14 protein-coding genes are annotated in these 15,365 nt (G+C 47.8%); 9 read left to right on the forward strand and 5 right to left on the reverse strand.

Annotated elements, in window-relative coordinates; all coding sequences use genetic code 11:
• Positions 1–84 precede the first annotated feature (84 nt).
• The 4 genes from C0638_RS19000 to C0638_RS19015 form a co-directional block, all read right to left on the reverse strand.
• Positions 85–363: a YxcD family protein gene (locus C0638_RS19000; protein WP_013371563.1), complete on the reverse strand. Its 279-nt coding sequence runs from the start codon at positions 361–363 to the stop codon at positions 85–87.
• A 3-nt stretch (positions 364–366) separates the two neighbouring features.
• Positions 367–822 (reverse strand): hypothetical protein, encoded by a 456-nt coding sequence (locus C0638_RS19005; protein ID WP_013371562.1) that lies wholly within the window; start codon positions 820–822, stop codon positions 367–369.
• Positions 823–981: 159 nt separating this feature from the next.
• The gene (locus C0638_RS19010; RefSeq protein ID WP_013371561.1) at positions 982–1,548 is read right to left on the reverse strand and encodes a PadR family transcriptional regulator; all 567 of its coding nucleotides are present in this window, start codon (positions 1,546–1,548) and stop codon (positions 982–984) included.
• 251 nt (positions 1,549–1,799) lie between these two features.
• Positions 1,800–2,363, reverse strand: coding sequence for a beta-class carbonic anhydrase (locus C0638_RS19015; protein ID WP_025675094.1), 564 nt, complete (start codon positions 2,361–2,363; stop codon positions 1,800–1,802).
• A 173-nt stretch (positions 2,364–2,536) separates the two neighbouring features.
• On the opposite strand from C0638_RS19015, the gene C0638_RS19020 reads away from it, so the two are divergent.
• From C0638_RS19020 to C0638_RS19040, 5 genes are all read left to right on the forward strand, one after another.
• Positions 2,537–4,054: a carboxypeptidase M32 gene (locus C0638_RS19020; protein ID WP_058711884.1), complete on the forward strand. Its 1,518-nt coding sequence runs from the start codon at positions 2,537–2,539 to the stop codon at positions 4,052–4,054.
• A gap of 140 nt (positions 4,055–4,194) precedes the next feature.
• Positions 4,195–5,283 carry an ABC transporter substrate-binding protein gene (locus C0638_RS19025; protein WP_058711883.1) on the forward strand — a complete coding sequence of 363 codons (1,089 nt, stop codon included), beginning with the start codon at positions 4,195–4,197 and terminating at the stop codon, positions 5,281–5,283.
• Complete coding sequence (locus C0638_RS19030) at positions 5,280–6,092, forward strand: ABC transporter ATP-binding protein (protein ID WP_058711882.1); 813 nt, start codon at positions 5,280–5,282, stop codon at positions 6,090–6,092. The genes C0638_RS19025 and C0638_RS19030 overlap by 4 nt, the downstream gene beginning before the upstream one ends.
• Positions 6,093–6,100: 8 nt before the next feature.
• Entirely contained in the window at positions 6,101–6,934 is an 834-nt protein-coding gene (locus tag C0638_RS19035; protein WP_058711881.1) for an ABC transporter permease, read from the forward strand.
• Positions 6,935–7,051: 117 nt separating this feature from the next.
• A complete protein-coding gene (locus C0638_RS19040; RefSeq protein WP_013371555.1) occupies positions 7,052–8,008 on the forward strand; it encodes an aromatic acid exporter family protein in 957 nt (318 codons plus the stop codon).
• A 21-nt stretch (positions 8,009–8,029) separates the two neighbouring features.
• On the opposite strand, the gene C0638_RS19045 is transcribed toward C0638_RS19040, so the two are convergent.
• Positions 8,030–9,346 (reverse strand): amino acid permease, encoded by a 1,317-nt coding sequence (locus C0638_RS19045; protein ID WP_058711880.1) that lies wholly within the window; start codon positions 9,344–9,346, stop codon positions 8,030–8,032.
• Positions 9,347–9,461: 115 nt separating this feature from the next.
• On the opposite strand from C0638_RS19045, the gene C0638_RS19050 reads away from it, so the two are divergent.
• From C0638_RS19050 to mutS, 4 genes are all read left to right on the forward strand, one after another.
• The gene (locus tag C0638_RS19050; RefSeq protein WP_025675099.1) at positions 9,462–10,358 is read left to right on the forward strand and encodes a LysR family transcriptional regulator; all 897 of its coding nucleotides are present in this window, start codon (positions 9,462–9,464) and stop codon (positions 10,356–10,358) included.
• Between the two features lie 126 nt (positions 10,359–10,484).
• Positions 10,485–11,042, forward strand: coding sequence for an outer spore coat protein CotE (locus C0638_RS19055; protein ID WP_013371552.1), 558 nt, complete (start codon positions 10,485–10,487; stop codon positions 11,040–11,042).
• A 125-nt stretch (positions 11,043–11,167) separates the two neighbouring features.
• Positions 11,168–12,403 (forward strand): putative amidoligase domain-containing protein, encoded by a 1,236-nt coding sequence (locus tag C0638_RS19060; RefSeq protein ID WP_058711879.1) that lies wholly within the window; start codon positions 11,168–11,170, stop codon positions 12,401–12,403.
• 110 nt (positions 12,404–12,513) lie between these two features.
• Entirely contained in the window at positions 12,514–15,333 is a 2,820-nt protein-coding gene (mutS, locus tag C0638_RS19065; protein ID WP_058711878.1) for a DNA mismatch repair protein MutS, read from the forward strand.
• The last annotated feature ends 32 nt before the right edge of the window (positions 15,334–15,365 follow it).

The raw sequence follows: 15,365 nt of genomic DNA on the forward strand, positions 1-15,365 counted from the left end.
AGAAAAAGAACCGCCCTTGCCACCAGGCAAAGAGCGGTTCTTTTATTTTGAAACAAGTTTGTACGACGGTCCTATGCAATTTAATTAAGTTTGGACAATAGCGGTAATTTCTTCATCCAGATCCAATCTGACCTGCTCGCGATAGGCACGAATATTGTATTCGGAATGAAGATATCTCAGAATGGCTTCAATCATATTGGCTTCCACCAGATATTGACTGCGTCCCTGGACATGAACTTCGGCTGTATAGCCTGTATCCTCTTCCCAGCTTAGCTCCACAACCACATCGGTCGGTCGTACGCCCTTGCGTTCAGCCATATGCAGGCAAATGGCATTGACAATCTCATCCATGCTTAAAATCATAACTTAGTAACGTCCTCCACGAGAATCATCGGGTCTACGGCGATTTTTGATAGCTCGGTAGATCCCTACACCAACCATAATCAGGACATAAATAGCTAGAACGTTAACGGCCAGGCCAAGTAAGCTGCCCAATGCACCCATGTTGCCGAACAATCCGCCGAAAAGCATACCTGCCAAGCCGCCCAGCATCATACCTTTGAGGAACCCGCCACCGCCACCGAGGAACCCACCGGTTCTGCTTGTGTTGCCCGTAGCCGCACTAGATTTAGTTCCGCTATCAGACTTATTGATGCCGCTGCTGTCATTCGCCTTGCTTGGTGTAGATTGGTATGATTTTGGTCCGGATTTAAATCCACCACCACGCCTTGCATCAGCTGTAGATGGTGCGATCATAGCAATGAGTAGGGTGAAAGCCATCATCAGCATCATCATATTTTTCAAAGTGAATGTCTTTTTCATGTAAATATAATCCCCCTAGTAATTTGTGTTATAGGTCAAACAACCGCTTACCCGTAATACGATATAGCATGGAAAAGGGTTTCAAAGAATTTTAAATTTTAAAAAATTAAACGATAACGTACATAAATCCCATGCATGGATTGATAAAAGCATTTTGCTTTAGGGTTTAAGTAAAAACGGATTAGTGTCCGCTCTGACATCACCGGCAAGCAGCATGCGCAGCACCATTTGGCACCATTCCAGGCCTGCTTTGGCATTCATAAGCCCTTTTTGTACTAGAATATAGTCACCGAAATTCTTACTGCCAAAGTGTAAATTTTCTGCGGGAATGTCGTTCAGTATATCCTCTAGATGACGGATTTTCTGAATAAAATAACGTTTGCGTTCCTCTAGCATACGATTGGCGCTAGTTTTGTCCGTCAACCAGAGACAGAATAGTCGAAGGCTTAATTCATCCCGTGTAACCGGAGCAGCTAACGTTTCCTGAGACCATTGCTGAAGCATATGGATTCCCTTGTCCGTAATGGTATACATCTTTTTATCAGGCTTGTCGGACTGCTGAATCCATCGGGAGGCTAGCAGTTCCTTGCTCTCCATACGGGCCAGTAGCGGATAGATCTGGCTGTGCTTGGCCTGCCAAAAAGGCTGAATACGCAGCATCAGATCATAGCCGGAGGATTCCTCTCTGGCGAGAAGTCCTAACAGACCATACGATAGTAAATTCATATATCTTATCTCCTTCATCCATCAAAGTAACGGTTGTAACAGCTCTGCGGCAGGTAATCTGCGGCTCCATAAAAAGTGTACACTGAAACTGTATGGTTTGACAACTTTCACACCAGTCGTTCACAGGTTAGCCAAAATTGGCTGGGGTCATTCGGTATGTATATGTGCTTTTTTTCATAGAAACAGGGTAGTTTAAGCACGTATATACGCGCCTGAACTACCCTGATAACTTTTGAGGATGAGGATTCTGTTTACTGGTTATTCCCATCAACAACAAGGGTTAACGCGCCTGTATCCGGATGTATTACCATACCATGAACGGGCGTATTGGGAGGGAGAAGGGGGTGGTTTTTAATAAGCTTCACTGTAGTCTGTACCCCTTCTTCAATGTTGTCAAAACCCTTCAACCATTTATTTAACTTAATACCTGAATTTTCTAATGTACTTAGCACTTCCTGCGAAATTCCACGTTCCAGCATCTCATTAACCATATGATCAGCGTTTAGTGCAGCCATGCCGCATTCATAATGACCTATAACGAGTACTTCGTCTGCTCCCAGCTCATATAAAGCGACTAGCACACTGCGCATTACACTTCCAAAAGGCTGTGAAATAATGGCACCCGCATTTTTAATAATTTTGACATCCCCGTTACGCAGGTTCATGGCTTTGGGGAGCAATTCCGTTAGCCGCGTATCCATACAGGTTATGATGACCATTTTTTTGTTAGGGAACTTGCCCGTTCTATAGGCCTCGTATTCTTTGTTTTCTACGAAAACACGATTGTACTCTAAAATTTCTTGGATGTGATCCACGATAGTTCCCTCCAGATTCTAATAAAGTGCAATATGTACTGCCCAACGTTGATCCAGGTATTAGGAGTTGGTCGTACATGTTGTGTGTTGATTATACTTTTTAATATAAGTATCATCAAGTATAGGTAGTTGTAAAGTTTTAACCATTTTAAGTTAAAGAGGTGACCCTAATTATGGAGCAACAGACGTTGGATCAATGGACGGCTTTAAAGGAAATCTCACACAAAATCAGCAGTTATGGCGAAGCAGTCGGCTTGCTGCACTGGGATTTACGGACAGGAGCTCCACGCAAGGGAGTTGACATTCGGTCCGAGACGTTGGGGATGCTGTCCACGGAAATGTTCAAGCTGATGATCTCAGATGAAATGGGGCAGTTGCTGCAATTTTTTGCCGCAAAAGACAAGCTGGAGCAACTGGAGGACAATGATCGCAGATTGGTAGAGGAATGTCGCAAAAATTATGACTTGAATCGTTCAGTCCCAGCAGACCGCTACCGGGAGTATAGCATTTTAGCGGCTCAGGCAGAAAGCAAGTGGGAGGAAGCAAAGGAACACAGCGACTTTGCTGGATTCGAACCGTACTTGTCTAAAATCGTAGACATGAAGCGTGAGTTTATCGGCTACTGGGGTGTTAAGGATACAGAGTACGACACACTTTTGGATCAATATGAGCCAGGGATGACGGTTAAAAAGCTGGATGCTGTCTTTGATCGACTCAAAAAGCGCCTTGTACCCCTTTTGTCTAAAATTCAGGCTTCACCCAACCAGCCGGATAAGAGCTTTTTAGACGGGGTATTTGATGTGAAGCAGCAGGAAAAGTTCAGTCTGTTCATTTTAGGGCAGATGGGTTATGACTTTGATGCAGGTCGTTTGGATGAGAGTGTGCATCCTTTTGCGACAGGATTAAATCCAGGTGATGTGCGTATAACAACACACTATTTGCAAGATGATGTAACCAGTGCTATTTTCAGCTCGCTGCATGAAGGAGGCCATGCACTGTACGAACAAAACATTGCTCCTGAGCTGGCAGGATCACTACTGTCCGGAGGAACCTCTATGGGGATTCATGAATCCCAGTCCCGCTTGTGGGAAAATAAAATCGGACGCAGTCGTGCTTTCTGGGATCGGTATTACGATGATCTGCAAAAGCATTTTCCTGATCGTTTGGCGAAGGTCACGGCAGAGCAATTTTACCGGGCAGTCAACCGCGTGGAAAATTCATTGATTCGTATTGAAGCGGATGAGCTGACATATAATTTACATATCATTGTCCGCTATGAAATTGAGAAAATGCTGTTTAATGAAAAGCTGGATGTAAAGCGTCTCCCCGAAGTGTGGAATGCAAAATATAAAGAATACCTGGGGCTTCTACCCCCGAACGACGGGCTGGGCGTACTTCAAGACGTTCACTGGTCCGGTGGTGATTTTGGCTATTTTGCTTCTTACTCACTTGGCAATATGTATGCAGCCCAGATTTTGGCGACTCTGCGTAAGGAGCTACCGAACCTGGATGAGCTGATTGCTGCTGGTGAGCTGGAGCCGATCAAGCAATGGCTGACTGAACGGATTTACCGTTACGGCAAGAGCCGGACGCCGTCTGAGTTGATTGTAGCCATTACGGGTGAGGATCTGAATCCTGATTATCTCGCCGACTATCTGGAAGATAAATATACATCCATATACAAGCTCTGATTTAGAGTTCTTATACAATCGCACACAAAAACCTCGCATTCATAGGCAAATGCGGGGTTTTTGTATGCAGTTAACCATTATAACGTCAGCTGCATAACAATATATGAAGTCAACGATGTAAAGGTGGGGAGGGAACAAGGATGAAATACGGCGCTCGTTGCAAAGCAGTGGTGGCTGCGGCACTACTCGGATTACTGTTGCTCAGTGGGTGTGCCCCCAAGGGGGGGCAGACGATTGAGATCAGACTTGGCGAGGTAGCCCGTACGGTCTTTTATGCGCCGCAGTATGTAGCCTTGAGCCAGGGGATGTTTGCTCAGGAGGGACTGGATGTCCAACTGGCTACGATCCCTGGCGGAGACAAGGCGATGACGGCGTTGTTGTCCAATCAGGCAGATATCGCGCTGATCGGCGCGGAAACATCTATTTATGTGTATCAGCAAGGAGCAGAGGACCCTATCATTAATTTCGCTCAGCTGACACAGAAGGACGGAACCTTTTTGTTTGCTCGGCAAACAAAGGATAGCTTTGACTGGGAAAAGCTGAAACAACAAAATTTTTTGGGACAACGCAAGGGCGGAATGCCACAAATGTCACTTGAATTTACGCTTCGCAAACACGGCATTGATCCTCATAAGGATCTGAAGCTGATTCAAAATATTGATTTTGCCAATGTCGCTTCTGCTTTTGGTTCGGGTACAGGGGATTATGTGCAGCTGTTTGAGCCACAGGCGTCTATTTTTGAAAAGGAAGGTCGAGGTCGGGTAGTTGCCTCTATCGGCGTAGAGAGTGGCGAGTTGCCGTATACGGTATATATGGCGAAGCAAAGCTATCTAAATACCAATAGCGAAGCCGCACAGAAATTTACAAATGCCATATATCGGGCACAGCAGTGGATTGCTGCGCATTCACCTGAACAGATCGCCGAAGCCATTACACCTTATTTTAAGGATACAGAATTAGCTGTTTTGACGAGTAGTATCAAGCGCTATAAGGAACAGGGTACCTATGCAATGAACCCGATGATTGAGGAAAAGGAATGGAAGAATTTACAGGATGTCATGGCTTCGGCAGGTGAGCTGAAAAGCCCGGTTGCACTAGATAAGCTGGTAAACCCAAGTTTTGCAAAACAGGCGATCTCCTCCAACTCTATCGGGAATACTGAGACAGATGTGAAAAAGAGCACAACCGAAGCTACGGATACAGCTGTGGATGCAGGAGGTTCACCATGACGGAGGAACAGAGTGGTCTCACTGCGGATGTGACGATCCCGATGGTGAGAATGGAGCAAGTGACCCATGTATACGTAACAGATCGGGAAGCTTCATTGGCGGTTGAGAATATCGATTTTTCCGTAAATACAGGGGAATTTGTCAGTTTAGTCGGTCCAAGCGGCTGCGGCAAAACGACGATCCTATCTATGATCGCCGGGCTGCTGCGTCCAGCGGCAGGTCAAGTTATGTTGCAAGGTCAGCCAGTAAGTGGCCCGAGTCCTGAGGTCGGTTACATGTTGCAGCAGGATTATCTTTTCCCGTGGCGGACGATCATGGATAACGCATTGTTAGGTCTGGAACTAAGCAACAGAGTAGATGAAGCTGCGCGTGAGCGGACGCGATTATTGCTGGAAGGTATGGGTTTGGGAGGAAAGGAGCATTTGCATCCATCCCAGTTGTCTGGAGGAATGCGCCAGCGTGTGGCGCTGGTACGGACGCTGGCGACGAATCCGGGATTGCTGCTACTGGATGAGCCGTTCTCCGCGCTGGATTATCAAACCAAGCTGCAGCTGGAGGACCTCGTTGTGCAAACCTTGCGCGAGCGAGAGAAAACGGCGATTTTAGTCACGCACGATTTGGCCGAGGCGATTGCAGTCAGTGACCGGGTTATAGTGATGGGGCGAAATCCTGGTCATATCCGGCGTACTTTCGAGATTCCGGTTTCCATCCGGGAAGCTCAGCCTTTTTATGCACGCGAGCAGCCGGGCTTTAATGAGCTTTTTCATGAGATATGGGGGGAACTGGAGGCTTCGGGAGCAAAGGAGTGAGTTAATGTATGAAGAACGAAGCTGATCAGCTTGAGCAACGTTGGATTCAAGGACTGCATCAGACGTATTTGCGTAACAGGCGTTTGCAAAAGTGGTTAGTAACAGGTGTGCAGACAGCTATTTTGCTGCTTTTATTTGTATTGTGGGAAATTGCAGGTCGTTTGAAGTGGATTGATGTACTGTTGTTTAGCTACCCTAGCAAAATTTTCACTCAGATTGGCAAGGATGCGGTCAGCGGGGAATTATGGGGACATGTAGGTGTCACTGTTGGAGAAACGATGGCAGGTTTTTTGCTCGGCACACTGCTCGGTACACTGCTGGCGGTACTTATTTGGTGGTCGCCGTTCTTGTCGAGGGTGCTTGACCCGTATATGGTTGTGTTTAACAGTATGCCGAAGGTAGCGCTGGGTCCGATTTTTATCGTCATGTTTGGGGCGGGTTTTACCGCGATTCTGATGACGACCCTCTCCATTACGGTTATCATTACGACCCTTGTGGTGTACAACAGCTTTCAGGAAGTTGATTCGAATTTGATCAAAGTGGTTCGCACGTTTGGAGGAACACGCCGGGATACGTTTCAAAAGGTGATTTTGCCTGCCTCCTTTCCCGCAATTGTCTCTACGCTGAAAGTGAATGTCGGCATGGCATGGGTTGGCGTGATTGTTGGTGAATTTTTGGTTGCTAAAAATGGCTTAGGTTATTTGATCATTTATGGTTTTCAGGTGTTCAATTTCACACTGGTCATGTCCAGTCTGTTGATCATTGCTGTCGTAGCTACATTGATGTATCAGGCAGTCGTGTATGTGGAGCACCGCTTGCTTTCAGGTCGCCCTCATCGGTAATTATTAAATTTCTGAATATTTGTGTAAAACGTGAAAATAAAGTACCATGAAAATGAAATACTTAATATTTATAAAAATGAGAAAACAGATTTCATCTAGAGGGGACAGAATTTTTTCATGGGCTTTCGTACGATTAAAACGGCTATTGCCGCATTAATGGCCGTACTTATTGCGGAGGGAGTAGGCATTCACGGAGCCACCTCGGCAGGGCTTTTAGCAATTTTGGGGGTGGATGTCACACGCAAGAGAAGTCTCCGCACCATTTCGGCGAGATTTTTTGCATCCGTCGTGGGACTTCTTTTTGCTTGTGTTTTGTTTGTGGTATTCGGATTCCATGATTGGGTGCTTGCATTATATATTTTAACGGCGTTTCCGGTCATTGTACGGGTGGGCTTTAAGGAAGGCATTGTCACGGGTTCGGTCGTGGTTTTCCGAGTATTCAGCGGCGGTGTGATTGATATGGAGGTACTGCTGACCCAACTGGCTCTGCTGGTGATTGGGCTGGGTTCTGCGATGGTTGTCAATCTAGCTTATATGCCGCGTTCTGATAATACAATGCAACAAATCCGGCAGGAGGTGGATCGGACATTTTCTGTTATATTCAGAAATATGGCCAACACGCTGCGTAGTCCGGCATACATATGGGATGGCAAGGAAGTTATTGAAGCGGACAGCGTGATCACCAAAGGGGTCACTGAGGCGGGTCGTTCATTGGAAAATCAAATGCTTCGTCCCCAAGAAGGCTGGAATGTGTATTTTTATATGCGCAAAGAACAGCTGGATTCGATTCAAAACATGATGCAGTTGATCGCACAAATGTATCAGCACATGCCGCAGGCCAAGCTTCTGGCCGAGCTGTTCGACCAGCTTAGCAACGACGTTTTGGCTGGACATTATACAGGACAGACCGAGAAGCTGTTGGAGCAGGTTCGTGAAGAATTTAAAGCCATGGAGCTTCCCGCAACTCGGGAGGAATTTGAGATTCGTTCAGCATTATTGCAGCTTACACATGAGCTTCACCAGTATTTGAAAATCGCTAAAAAGGACAAGGCCCCTACTCCGGTGAAAAATTAGAGTAAGGACCTTGAGCGGCTACTATCCACGACGGACAGTAGCCTTTTCTTGTTCAGTAACGGCAGAATTCGGATGAGTGAAAGTCCGTTTATGCCGAATTCGATCTGTGATCCACAAGACAACGGTGATCAGGCAAGGGTAAAGCATGGCCCACCCGACAAAGGGGAAAACAACTGCCGTGGAAATGAAGGAAATCCAACTAATGGAAACTCCCCAACGACTCCCACGTAGGAGCTTGATTCCTGCTGCACAACCCCCTAGATAGGTCAGAATGAAGGTAGCGTTCGGCAATTGGATCAGGTTGGTGAGTGAAACAGCACCGCTACTGTACAACACCATAATGATCACGAAGCAGACGCTAAGAAAAGCAATGCCCCCGATGGGGGTATAGAAGCGTTGGGATAACACGCCCATCCAGCGAAAGGCCTGTCCTTGTCGAGATAAAGCATAAGCGACTCGTGAAGCGGCACCCACGTAAGCAATAATAGTAGCGGTACAAATAAAGATCCCCGTCAAGCCCGCAATGATCGCACCCCATGGCCCGATAGCCCGACTAATCACCCATATGAGCGAAGCATCCGAACCCCCTGCAAGGTAACTTTGTGTGCCTACCGTAGCAAGCGCAGTAAGGAAATAAAGCAAACCTACAATGACGGCTGCAATGGTCACACCTCTAACGGCAGACCGCTCGGGATTGGTAAATTCCTCTGACATATGGGACACAGCCTCCCAGCCGATAAAGCACCAGAACAGAATCGCAGCTGCTTGGCCGACAGAAAGCCAGCCATGTGGAACAAACGGCGTGAAGTGAATAGTTTTCATCTGAGGGAGTGCTGCGGCAATAGCGAATATCAGGACGGCAACGATGGCTATAACGACGGCAATCTGAATACGTCCGGCAACCTTCATACCAATCCAGTTGATGACCAGGCCCACCGCCAGCATGGCAGCGGCCAACATTATGCGGCTTTCCTCTCCCCAGCCCATAGCTGCGGTCATATAGCCGGCTCCGGTAAGTGCGGCAACAGGGGCCCCAATTGGAACCGACATGAGAAAAAACCACCCGATATAAGCACCAGCCCGTGGGGAAAAGGCCAACGTCACAAAATGCGATACCCCTCCCGCATTTGGGAATTTCGCGGATAGAAGTCCCATGGAAAGCGCCATTGGCAGAATGAGCAGGGTCATGAATCCCCATGCCAGCAACGATGCTGGACCCGCCATTTGGGCGGCAAGACCAGGCACAATCAATACCCCCGAACCCAATACAGCTCCGATATAGAGCGCAATGGCCTGTGGAAGACCAATAGTGGATTGAAGCTTATTTTCATTCGTCATGCAGAAAGGCCTTCTTTCTCTTGTTATTTTCTCCAGCTTATCAGATAATCAATCTATCGGAAAAACGGAATATTACGATTGCTTGCATCGGAAAAATCGATTGAAGGAGCGGATTATGGAATCGCGGCATTTGTTTACCTTTATAAATGTAGTGGAGGCAGGCAGTTTTACGCGAGCAGCGCGTATACTGGATTATGCACAGTCAAGTATTACTGCTCAAATTCAAACACTGGAGACGGAATTGGGTACGCCGCTGTTTGATCGCATTGGCAAGAAAATTATGCTGACCGATGCCGGACGACGCCTGCTGCCCTATGCGCAGGAAATTTCCAAGATGCATGCTATGGCCAAGGATGCGCTTCGTTCAGAAACAGAATTAGCAGGAACGCTAAAAATAGGAGCACCAGAGTCTCTGGCTGCTTTTCGTTTGCCGAGTCTGATCCGTGAGTACAGGGAGCGGTACCCAAAGGTTAAAATTGTACTTAAACCCGGCGAATGCTGGGAATTACGTGATTTGATCCGTTCCGGTGAATTGGATTTGGCTTTTTTGCTTCAACCTGAGACGGAGGATAGGGAACTGAATATCACCACGCTTATTCATGAGCCGATGGCGCTGGTTGCGCCACTGAAGCATTCGCTGGTTGCCTATACACAGGTAGAGCCTGCCGACTTGAAGGACGAAACCATTTTGCATACGGAGGCTGGATGTACGTACCGAATCCTTTTTGAGCAGTATTTGAACAAACACGGTATTTTTGCAGACCCTAGTCTGGAATTTTGGAGCATAGAAGCCATCAAGCAATGCGTCATGGCTGGACTGGGTATTGCGCTGCTTCCGCTGGTTACGGTACAGAATGAGCTTCGAGAAGGGAAAATGGCACGTCTAGCCTGGGATGACAGTGAACAGCAGGTGGCTACTCAGGTCGCTTATCACACGAAAAAGTGGAAATCGCCAGCTCTCAGCGAATTTTTACAGATCGTTGAGCAGCATGTAACACATTGGCGTGCATGAGTTCAAGCCATGGCGGCATATGCTTATACAAATAATATTTTTTCCTTTTCGCCTATTCACTCAACATTCGCCCACAACCTGCATACATATGTATGGAATGATTGATTGTATGGAGGAGGTTCAAGAATGGCATTAAGTCATAAAAATCGTAGAGAGATTATTACCAAAGCGATCTGTGGTAAAGGTCGCAGATTCTCTACCGTAACCCATACCGTAACTCCGCCGAATAATCCGACCAGTATTTTGGGGGCATGGATTATTAACCACCAGTATGAAGCTGTGGCGGCTGGAGACGGCATTGAGGTCATCGGGACGTATGATATCAATATTTGGTACTCATACGATAAAAACTCGCAGACCGATGTGGCTAAGGAAACGGTGTCGTACGTAGAAAATGTGCCGCTCTCGTATCTTGATCCGAAGCACCGGGCGTCTACAGTGGAAGTATCCGCCGAAGCTACACAGGAGCCAAGTTGCGTCGAGGCCAGTGTGTCTTCTGGAGGTGGCAGCGTAATGATCCGGGTCGAGCGGGAATTTGCGGTGGAGCTGGTGGCGGAAACGAAGATTGTTGTAGAAGTATTCCCGTATGGTAGCAGTGACGATTTTGACAAGGACTTTGATTTTGGAGCGGAAGAGGGGGACTATGAGGAGCTCGACCCCGACCTCATTGACGACGAGCTCTGACAGGAGTGACCAAAAAGAGGGCCACTTTACTCTTTGCGCCGGCTGATATTGCGCAGGGGGCAAAGGCCCTCCTTTTTTGTCGTTTGGATTGTTTAAGTCCGTACGTAGATCGGTAAGGGGGAGTTATGATGCGGCAACCGGGACAGGCGCTCAGACGTTTCAGACAGATGACGGACGATGAAAAAATGCGCAGATTGGAGCGCTCAGGTATTTCGGTTCGTTGGCTGGATGAGAGTACAGCAGATTTTGCGATCGGCTACGCGGTGCAAATCCATCAACTACGGGTGCTGGAAATCCGTAGACGTTCCCTCGAAGGTTCTACTAAGGTTAGTGCATATGATCGGTCTGAACTAGATTATCAATCACCGCTCTATGTCCGGATGGAGCGGCTGGCTGTACGTGCGTTGTATACTCTCGGTTTGGACAGTGGTGAGGTAGTGCTGACGCCGCTGGGAGAACGTAGTTGTCAGGTTCGCTATGTCTTGGCACAGCCATGGCTGAACGATAGACGTTTGGCCACGCTATATGAAGCTGCTGCTCGTGAAGAGGATGCTCCGGGAGAGGAACTTTCAGCGGAACGGGGCAGAGCGCGACTATTAATCGGAATGGATCCCGAATTTGTGCTGGTTCGTATGCCAGAGGGGAGGGTTGTTCCGGCCTCTCGATATTTGGGCCGATTAGGCGTAGCCGGCTGCGATGCCGTTACCCGCCGAGGACGAACGCTATACCCAGTCGCTGAGCTTCGTCCTGCACCGAGCGAAGATCCGGCCCGTCTGCTGAGGCACCTGCGCCAAGCTTTTGCGATAGCAGCTCGGCGGATAGATGACCATACGCTCATCTGGCAGGCGGGCGGAATGCCGCAACCAGGTTTTCCCCTGGGCGGACACCTGCATTTCAGCGGGGTTCCGCTAAATGGTGCCCTGCTCAGGGCGCTAGATAACTATTTGGCGTTGCCTCTGGCGCTGCTGGAAGACAAGCGCTCGGCTCGGCGCAGACCGCATTATGGCAATTTGGGCGATTTTCGCCGTCAGTCTTACGGAGGCTTTGAATATCGTACACTGCCCAGTTTTCTAATCTCGCCACAGCTGGCGAAAGGTGTGATTGGGATGGCGTTTCTGATTGCTTCCCAATACTCACGTTTGCAGCGTAGGCCGCTGGGAGAAGAAGAGGCTCACAGAGCTTTTTATGAAGGGAATCAGGTTGTACTTAGAGAGTATATGGAGCCACTTATTTTAGATATGATTTCATTAGAGATCTTTTCTCAATATGAAGCTTATATAGCGCCACTGCTGGATAGCCTTCGCAAGGGAAAACAATGGGATGAAACACGGGATTTGCGCCCGTACTGGAAGCTTTCGTAAAATCTAGTGTCAACACCCGAGAGGGTTTCATGTTATCGACTGTCATTTTTGATATAATGAAAGGTAATTGTAAGTTTAAACGGAACAAAGTGTGGGGGTTAGGTAACGGTATGTCTAAATATACACCGATGATCGAGCAATATTTATCTATAAAAGAGCAGGCTAAAGACGCATTTTTGTTTTTCCGCCTGGGCGATTTTTACGAGATGTTTTTTGATGATGCGATTCTTGCATCCAAGGAGCTGGAAATTACACTGACTGGTCGTGAGGGTGGCGTCGCGGAGAAAATTCCGATGTGCGGCGTGCCTTATCATTCAGCAGAAAATTACATACAACGCCTTATTGAGAAGGGTTATAAGGTGGCCATCTGTGAACAAATGGAGGAAGCCTCAGCTACCAAGGGAATGGTACGGCGGGATATTGTCCGTGTTGTGACCCCGGGTACAGTTATGGAGGGCAAGGTGTTGGGTGATAAATCCAACAATTACATGGTATGTGTCACAGAGACGGACGGGATGCTGGCGCTGGCGGCATGCGACTTGTCGACAGGTGAACTCTATGTGACTTCCGTACCTGATTCGAAAGAATGGCTATTAGATGAAATTAACATTTATGAGCCGTCCGAAATGTTGGGGGATGGTCATTTGCTTGATTTCGTGACCTCCCGTATGTCCCCTGTTGGAAGGCGGGTTGTGTATACGGCGTGGGACAAATCCAAGGATGATCTGGTACGGGATCAATTTGGTGAAGCCACGTGGGCAAGGCTTACGGAGGAACGCAGACGGTGCGTATCGCGCCTGATTTCCTATTTAAATGAAACGCAAAAAAGATCGTTAGGTCAACTGACCCAAATCTCGGTCTATGAGCCTAATCATTTTATGATTCTGGATCCATTTACCCGCCGGAATCTGGAACTGGTGGAGACGGTGCGTGAGCGCTCCAAGAAAGGCTCGTTGCTGTGGTTGCTGGATCGGACAGAGACATCCATGGGCGCACGTTTGTTACGTCGTTGGATCGACAAGCCGCTGTTGAGTAGCAATATAATTGAGGAACGGTTAGAAGCGGTAGACAAGCTATACCACCAGTTTATTTTCCGCGAGGATGTACGTGCTCAGCTTAAAGAGATTTACGACCTGGAGCGTTTGGTAGGACGGATCGCTTTTGGTAGTGCTAATGCACGAGATTTGATCGCCCTCAAGCTGTCTCTGGCCCAAATTCCGTCTTTACGCGAGCTGTGCGCTGAATCTCCGTCGAATACGCTGAGACGGATTGCACAAACATTGGACAGCTGTGCAGACCTGTGTACGCTGATTGAGGAAGCAGTGGCTGATGAACCCCCGATTTCCGTAAGAGATGGAGGGCTTATAAAGGAAGGCTATCATCAGCGTCTAGACGAACTGCGTGAGGCGAGTGTGAACGGTAAGCGTTGGATTGCTGAGCTGGAGGCCAAAGAACGAGTAGCAACCGGCATTCGGTCACTCAAAATCGGATACAACAAAGTGTTTGGTTATTACATCGAGGTGACCAAATCCAATTTGGCATCATTACCGGAAGGTCGATATGAACGCAAACAGACATTGGCGAATGCAGAACGGTATATCACACCGGAATTGAAGGAAAAGGAATCGCTGATTTTGGAAGCTGAGGATAAGATGGTGGATCTGGAGTACACGCTTTTCTCAGAGCTACGCAGTAAACTGAACGCTGAAATTCCCCGTCTGCAAAAGCTGGCAGAGCAAGTTGCTGAAATTGACGTGTATCAGTCGCTGGCAACGGTTAGCGCGGAACGTGGATTCGTGAAGCCTGAGCTGACAACAGGATATGATTTTGTAGTGGAACAGGGACGGCACCCCGTTGTGGAAGCCGTCATGAAAGATGGCGGCTTTATCGCCAACAACACAGTGTTGGAAGAATCCGATGCGCATATTCTACTCATCACCGGTCCGAATATGGCTGGGAAAAGTACGTATATGCGTCAGGTTGCACTCATTGCGATTATGGCTCAAATTGGCTGCTTTGTCCCGGCTGCACGTGCTAAAGTGCCGATGCTGGATCGCATTTTCACACGGATCGGCGCAGCGGATGATCTCATTGGTGGACAGAGTACGTTTATGGTCGAAATGGCAGATATTCAAGTCATGACGGACAAGGCAACTCCACGAAGTCTGATTATAATTGATGAACTGGGACGAGGAACGTCCACCAGCGAAGGGATGGCAATTGCACAAGCGGTCATCGAATTTGTGCATGATACGATTGGCTGTAAGGCGCTGGTATCTACGCACTTCCATGAGCTGGCCCATTTGGAGCAAGGTCTATCTTCGCTGCGAAATTATTCCATGGCCGTGCAGGAAAGCGGCGATAAGGTGAATTTTCTACGCAAGCTCATACCGGGCGCGGCTAGTAGTAGCTATGGTATTTATTGTGCCCGACTTGCAGGTTTGCCTAATAACATTATTGAGCGAGCAAATGGTCTACTGTATGGTTTTGAACAGGCGGCAGCTCAAATAACGGCAGGCACCGAGACAGCAAGAGTAGCGAAGGAAGGGACTGATCTTCGTACAGTGCCAGGGACAGAAGAGATTTCTCCAATGTCCGCAAAATATGCGGACCAGACATTGCAAGCAAACGGAGAAACTGCACCACCAGTCCAGTCTGGATCACAGCAAGCTACCCTGGTAAAAGAAGATACACTACAGAATGTGGAAGATTCAGGTGAGTTGGAGCATGCAGCTTCTGACGTGGTACAGCTGTCCATTTTCGGAGAGCAGGACCTTGCTCCCTCCAAGCCACACTCAGAGACGGTAGAAGCTAATCCGATCGTGCGCCAAATTTTGCGGAAGGTGAAAAATGCTGATGTCATGAATATGACACCCTTACAGGCGATGCAACTGTTAAATGAATTAAAGAACAAGGCCAATGGTCTGTAATTAAGAATATTAGATATTATTATTTTGCTTAT

Source organism: Paenibacillus sp. lzh-N1, from assembly GCF_002872435.1.
Taxonomy (GTDB): Bacteria; Bacillota; Bacilli; order Paenibacillales; family Paenibacillaceae; genus Paenibacillus; species Paenibacillus polymyxa_C.

Bases quoted from the DNA above. Each gene is read 5' to 3' on its own strand.
- C0638_RS19010 (WP_013371561.1), bottom strand. From the start codon at position 1,548: ATGAATTTACTATCGTATGGTCTGTTAGGACTTCTCGCCAGAGAGGAA.
- C0638_RS19025 (WP_058711883.1), top strand. From the start codon at position 4,195: ATGAAATACGGCGCTCGTTGCAAAGCAGTGGTGGCTGCGGCACTACTC.
- C0638_RS19045 (WP_058711880.1), bottom strand. From the start codon at position 9,346: ATGACGAATGAAAATAAGCTTCAATCCACTATTGGTCTTCCACAGGCC.
- C0638_RS19000 (WP_013371563.1), bottom strand. From the start codon at position 363: ATGATTTTAAGCATGGATGAGATTGTCAATGCCATTTGCCTGCATATG.
- C0638_RS19030 (WP_058711882.1), top strand. From the start codon at position 5,280: ATGACGGAGGAACAGAGTGGTCTCACTGCGGATGTGACGATCCCGATG.
- C0638_RS19040 (WP_013371555.1), top strand. From the start codon at position 7,052: ATGGGCTTTCGTACGATTAAAACGGCTATTGCCGCATTAATGGCCGTA.
- C0638_RS19050 (WP_025675099.1), top strand. From the start codon at position 9,462: ATGGAATCGCGGCATTTGTTTACCTTTATAAATGTAGTGGAGGCAGGC.
- C0638_RS19055 (WP_013371552.1), top strand. From the start codon at position 10,485: ATGGCATTAAGTCATAAAAATCGTAGAGAGATTATTACCAAAGCGATC.
- C0638_RS19060 (WP_058711879.1), top strand. From the start codon at position 11,168: ATGATGCGGCAACCGGGACAGGCGCTCAGACGTTTCAGACAGATGACG.
- C0638_RS19005 (WP_013371562.1), bottom strand. From the start codon at position 822: ATGAAAAAGACATTCACTTTGAAAAATATGATGATGCTGATGATGGCT.
- C0638_RS19020 (WP_058711884.1), top strand. From the start codon at position 2,537: ATGGAGCAACAGACGTTGGATCAATGGACGGCTTTAAAGGAAATCTCA.
- mutS (WP_058711878.1), top strand. From the start codon at position 12,514: ATGTCTAAATATACACCGATGATCGAGCAATATTTATCTATAAAAGAG.
- C0638_RS19035 (WP_058711881.1), top strand. From the start codon at position 6,101: ATGAAGAACGAAGCTGATCAGCTTGAGCAACGTTGGATTCAAGGACTG.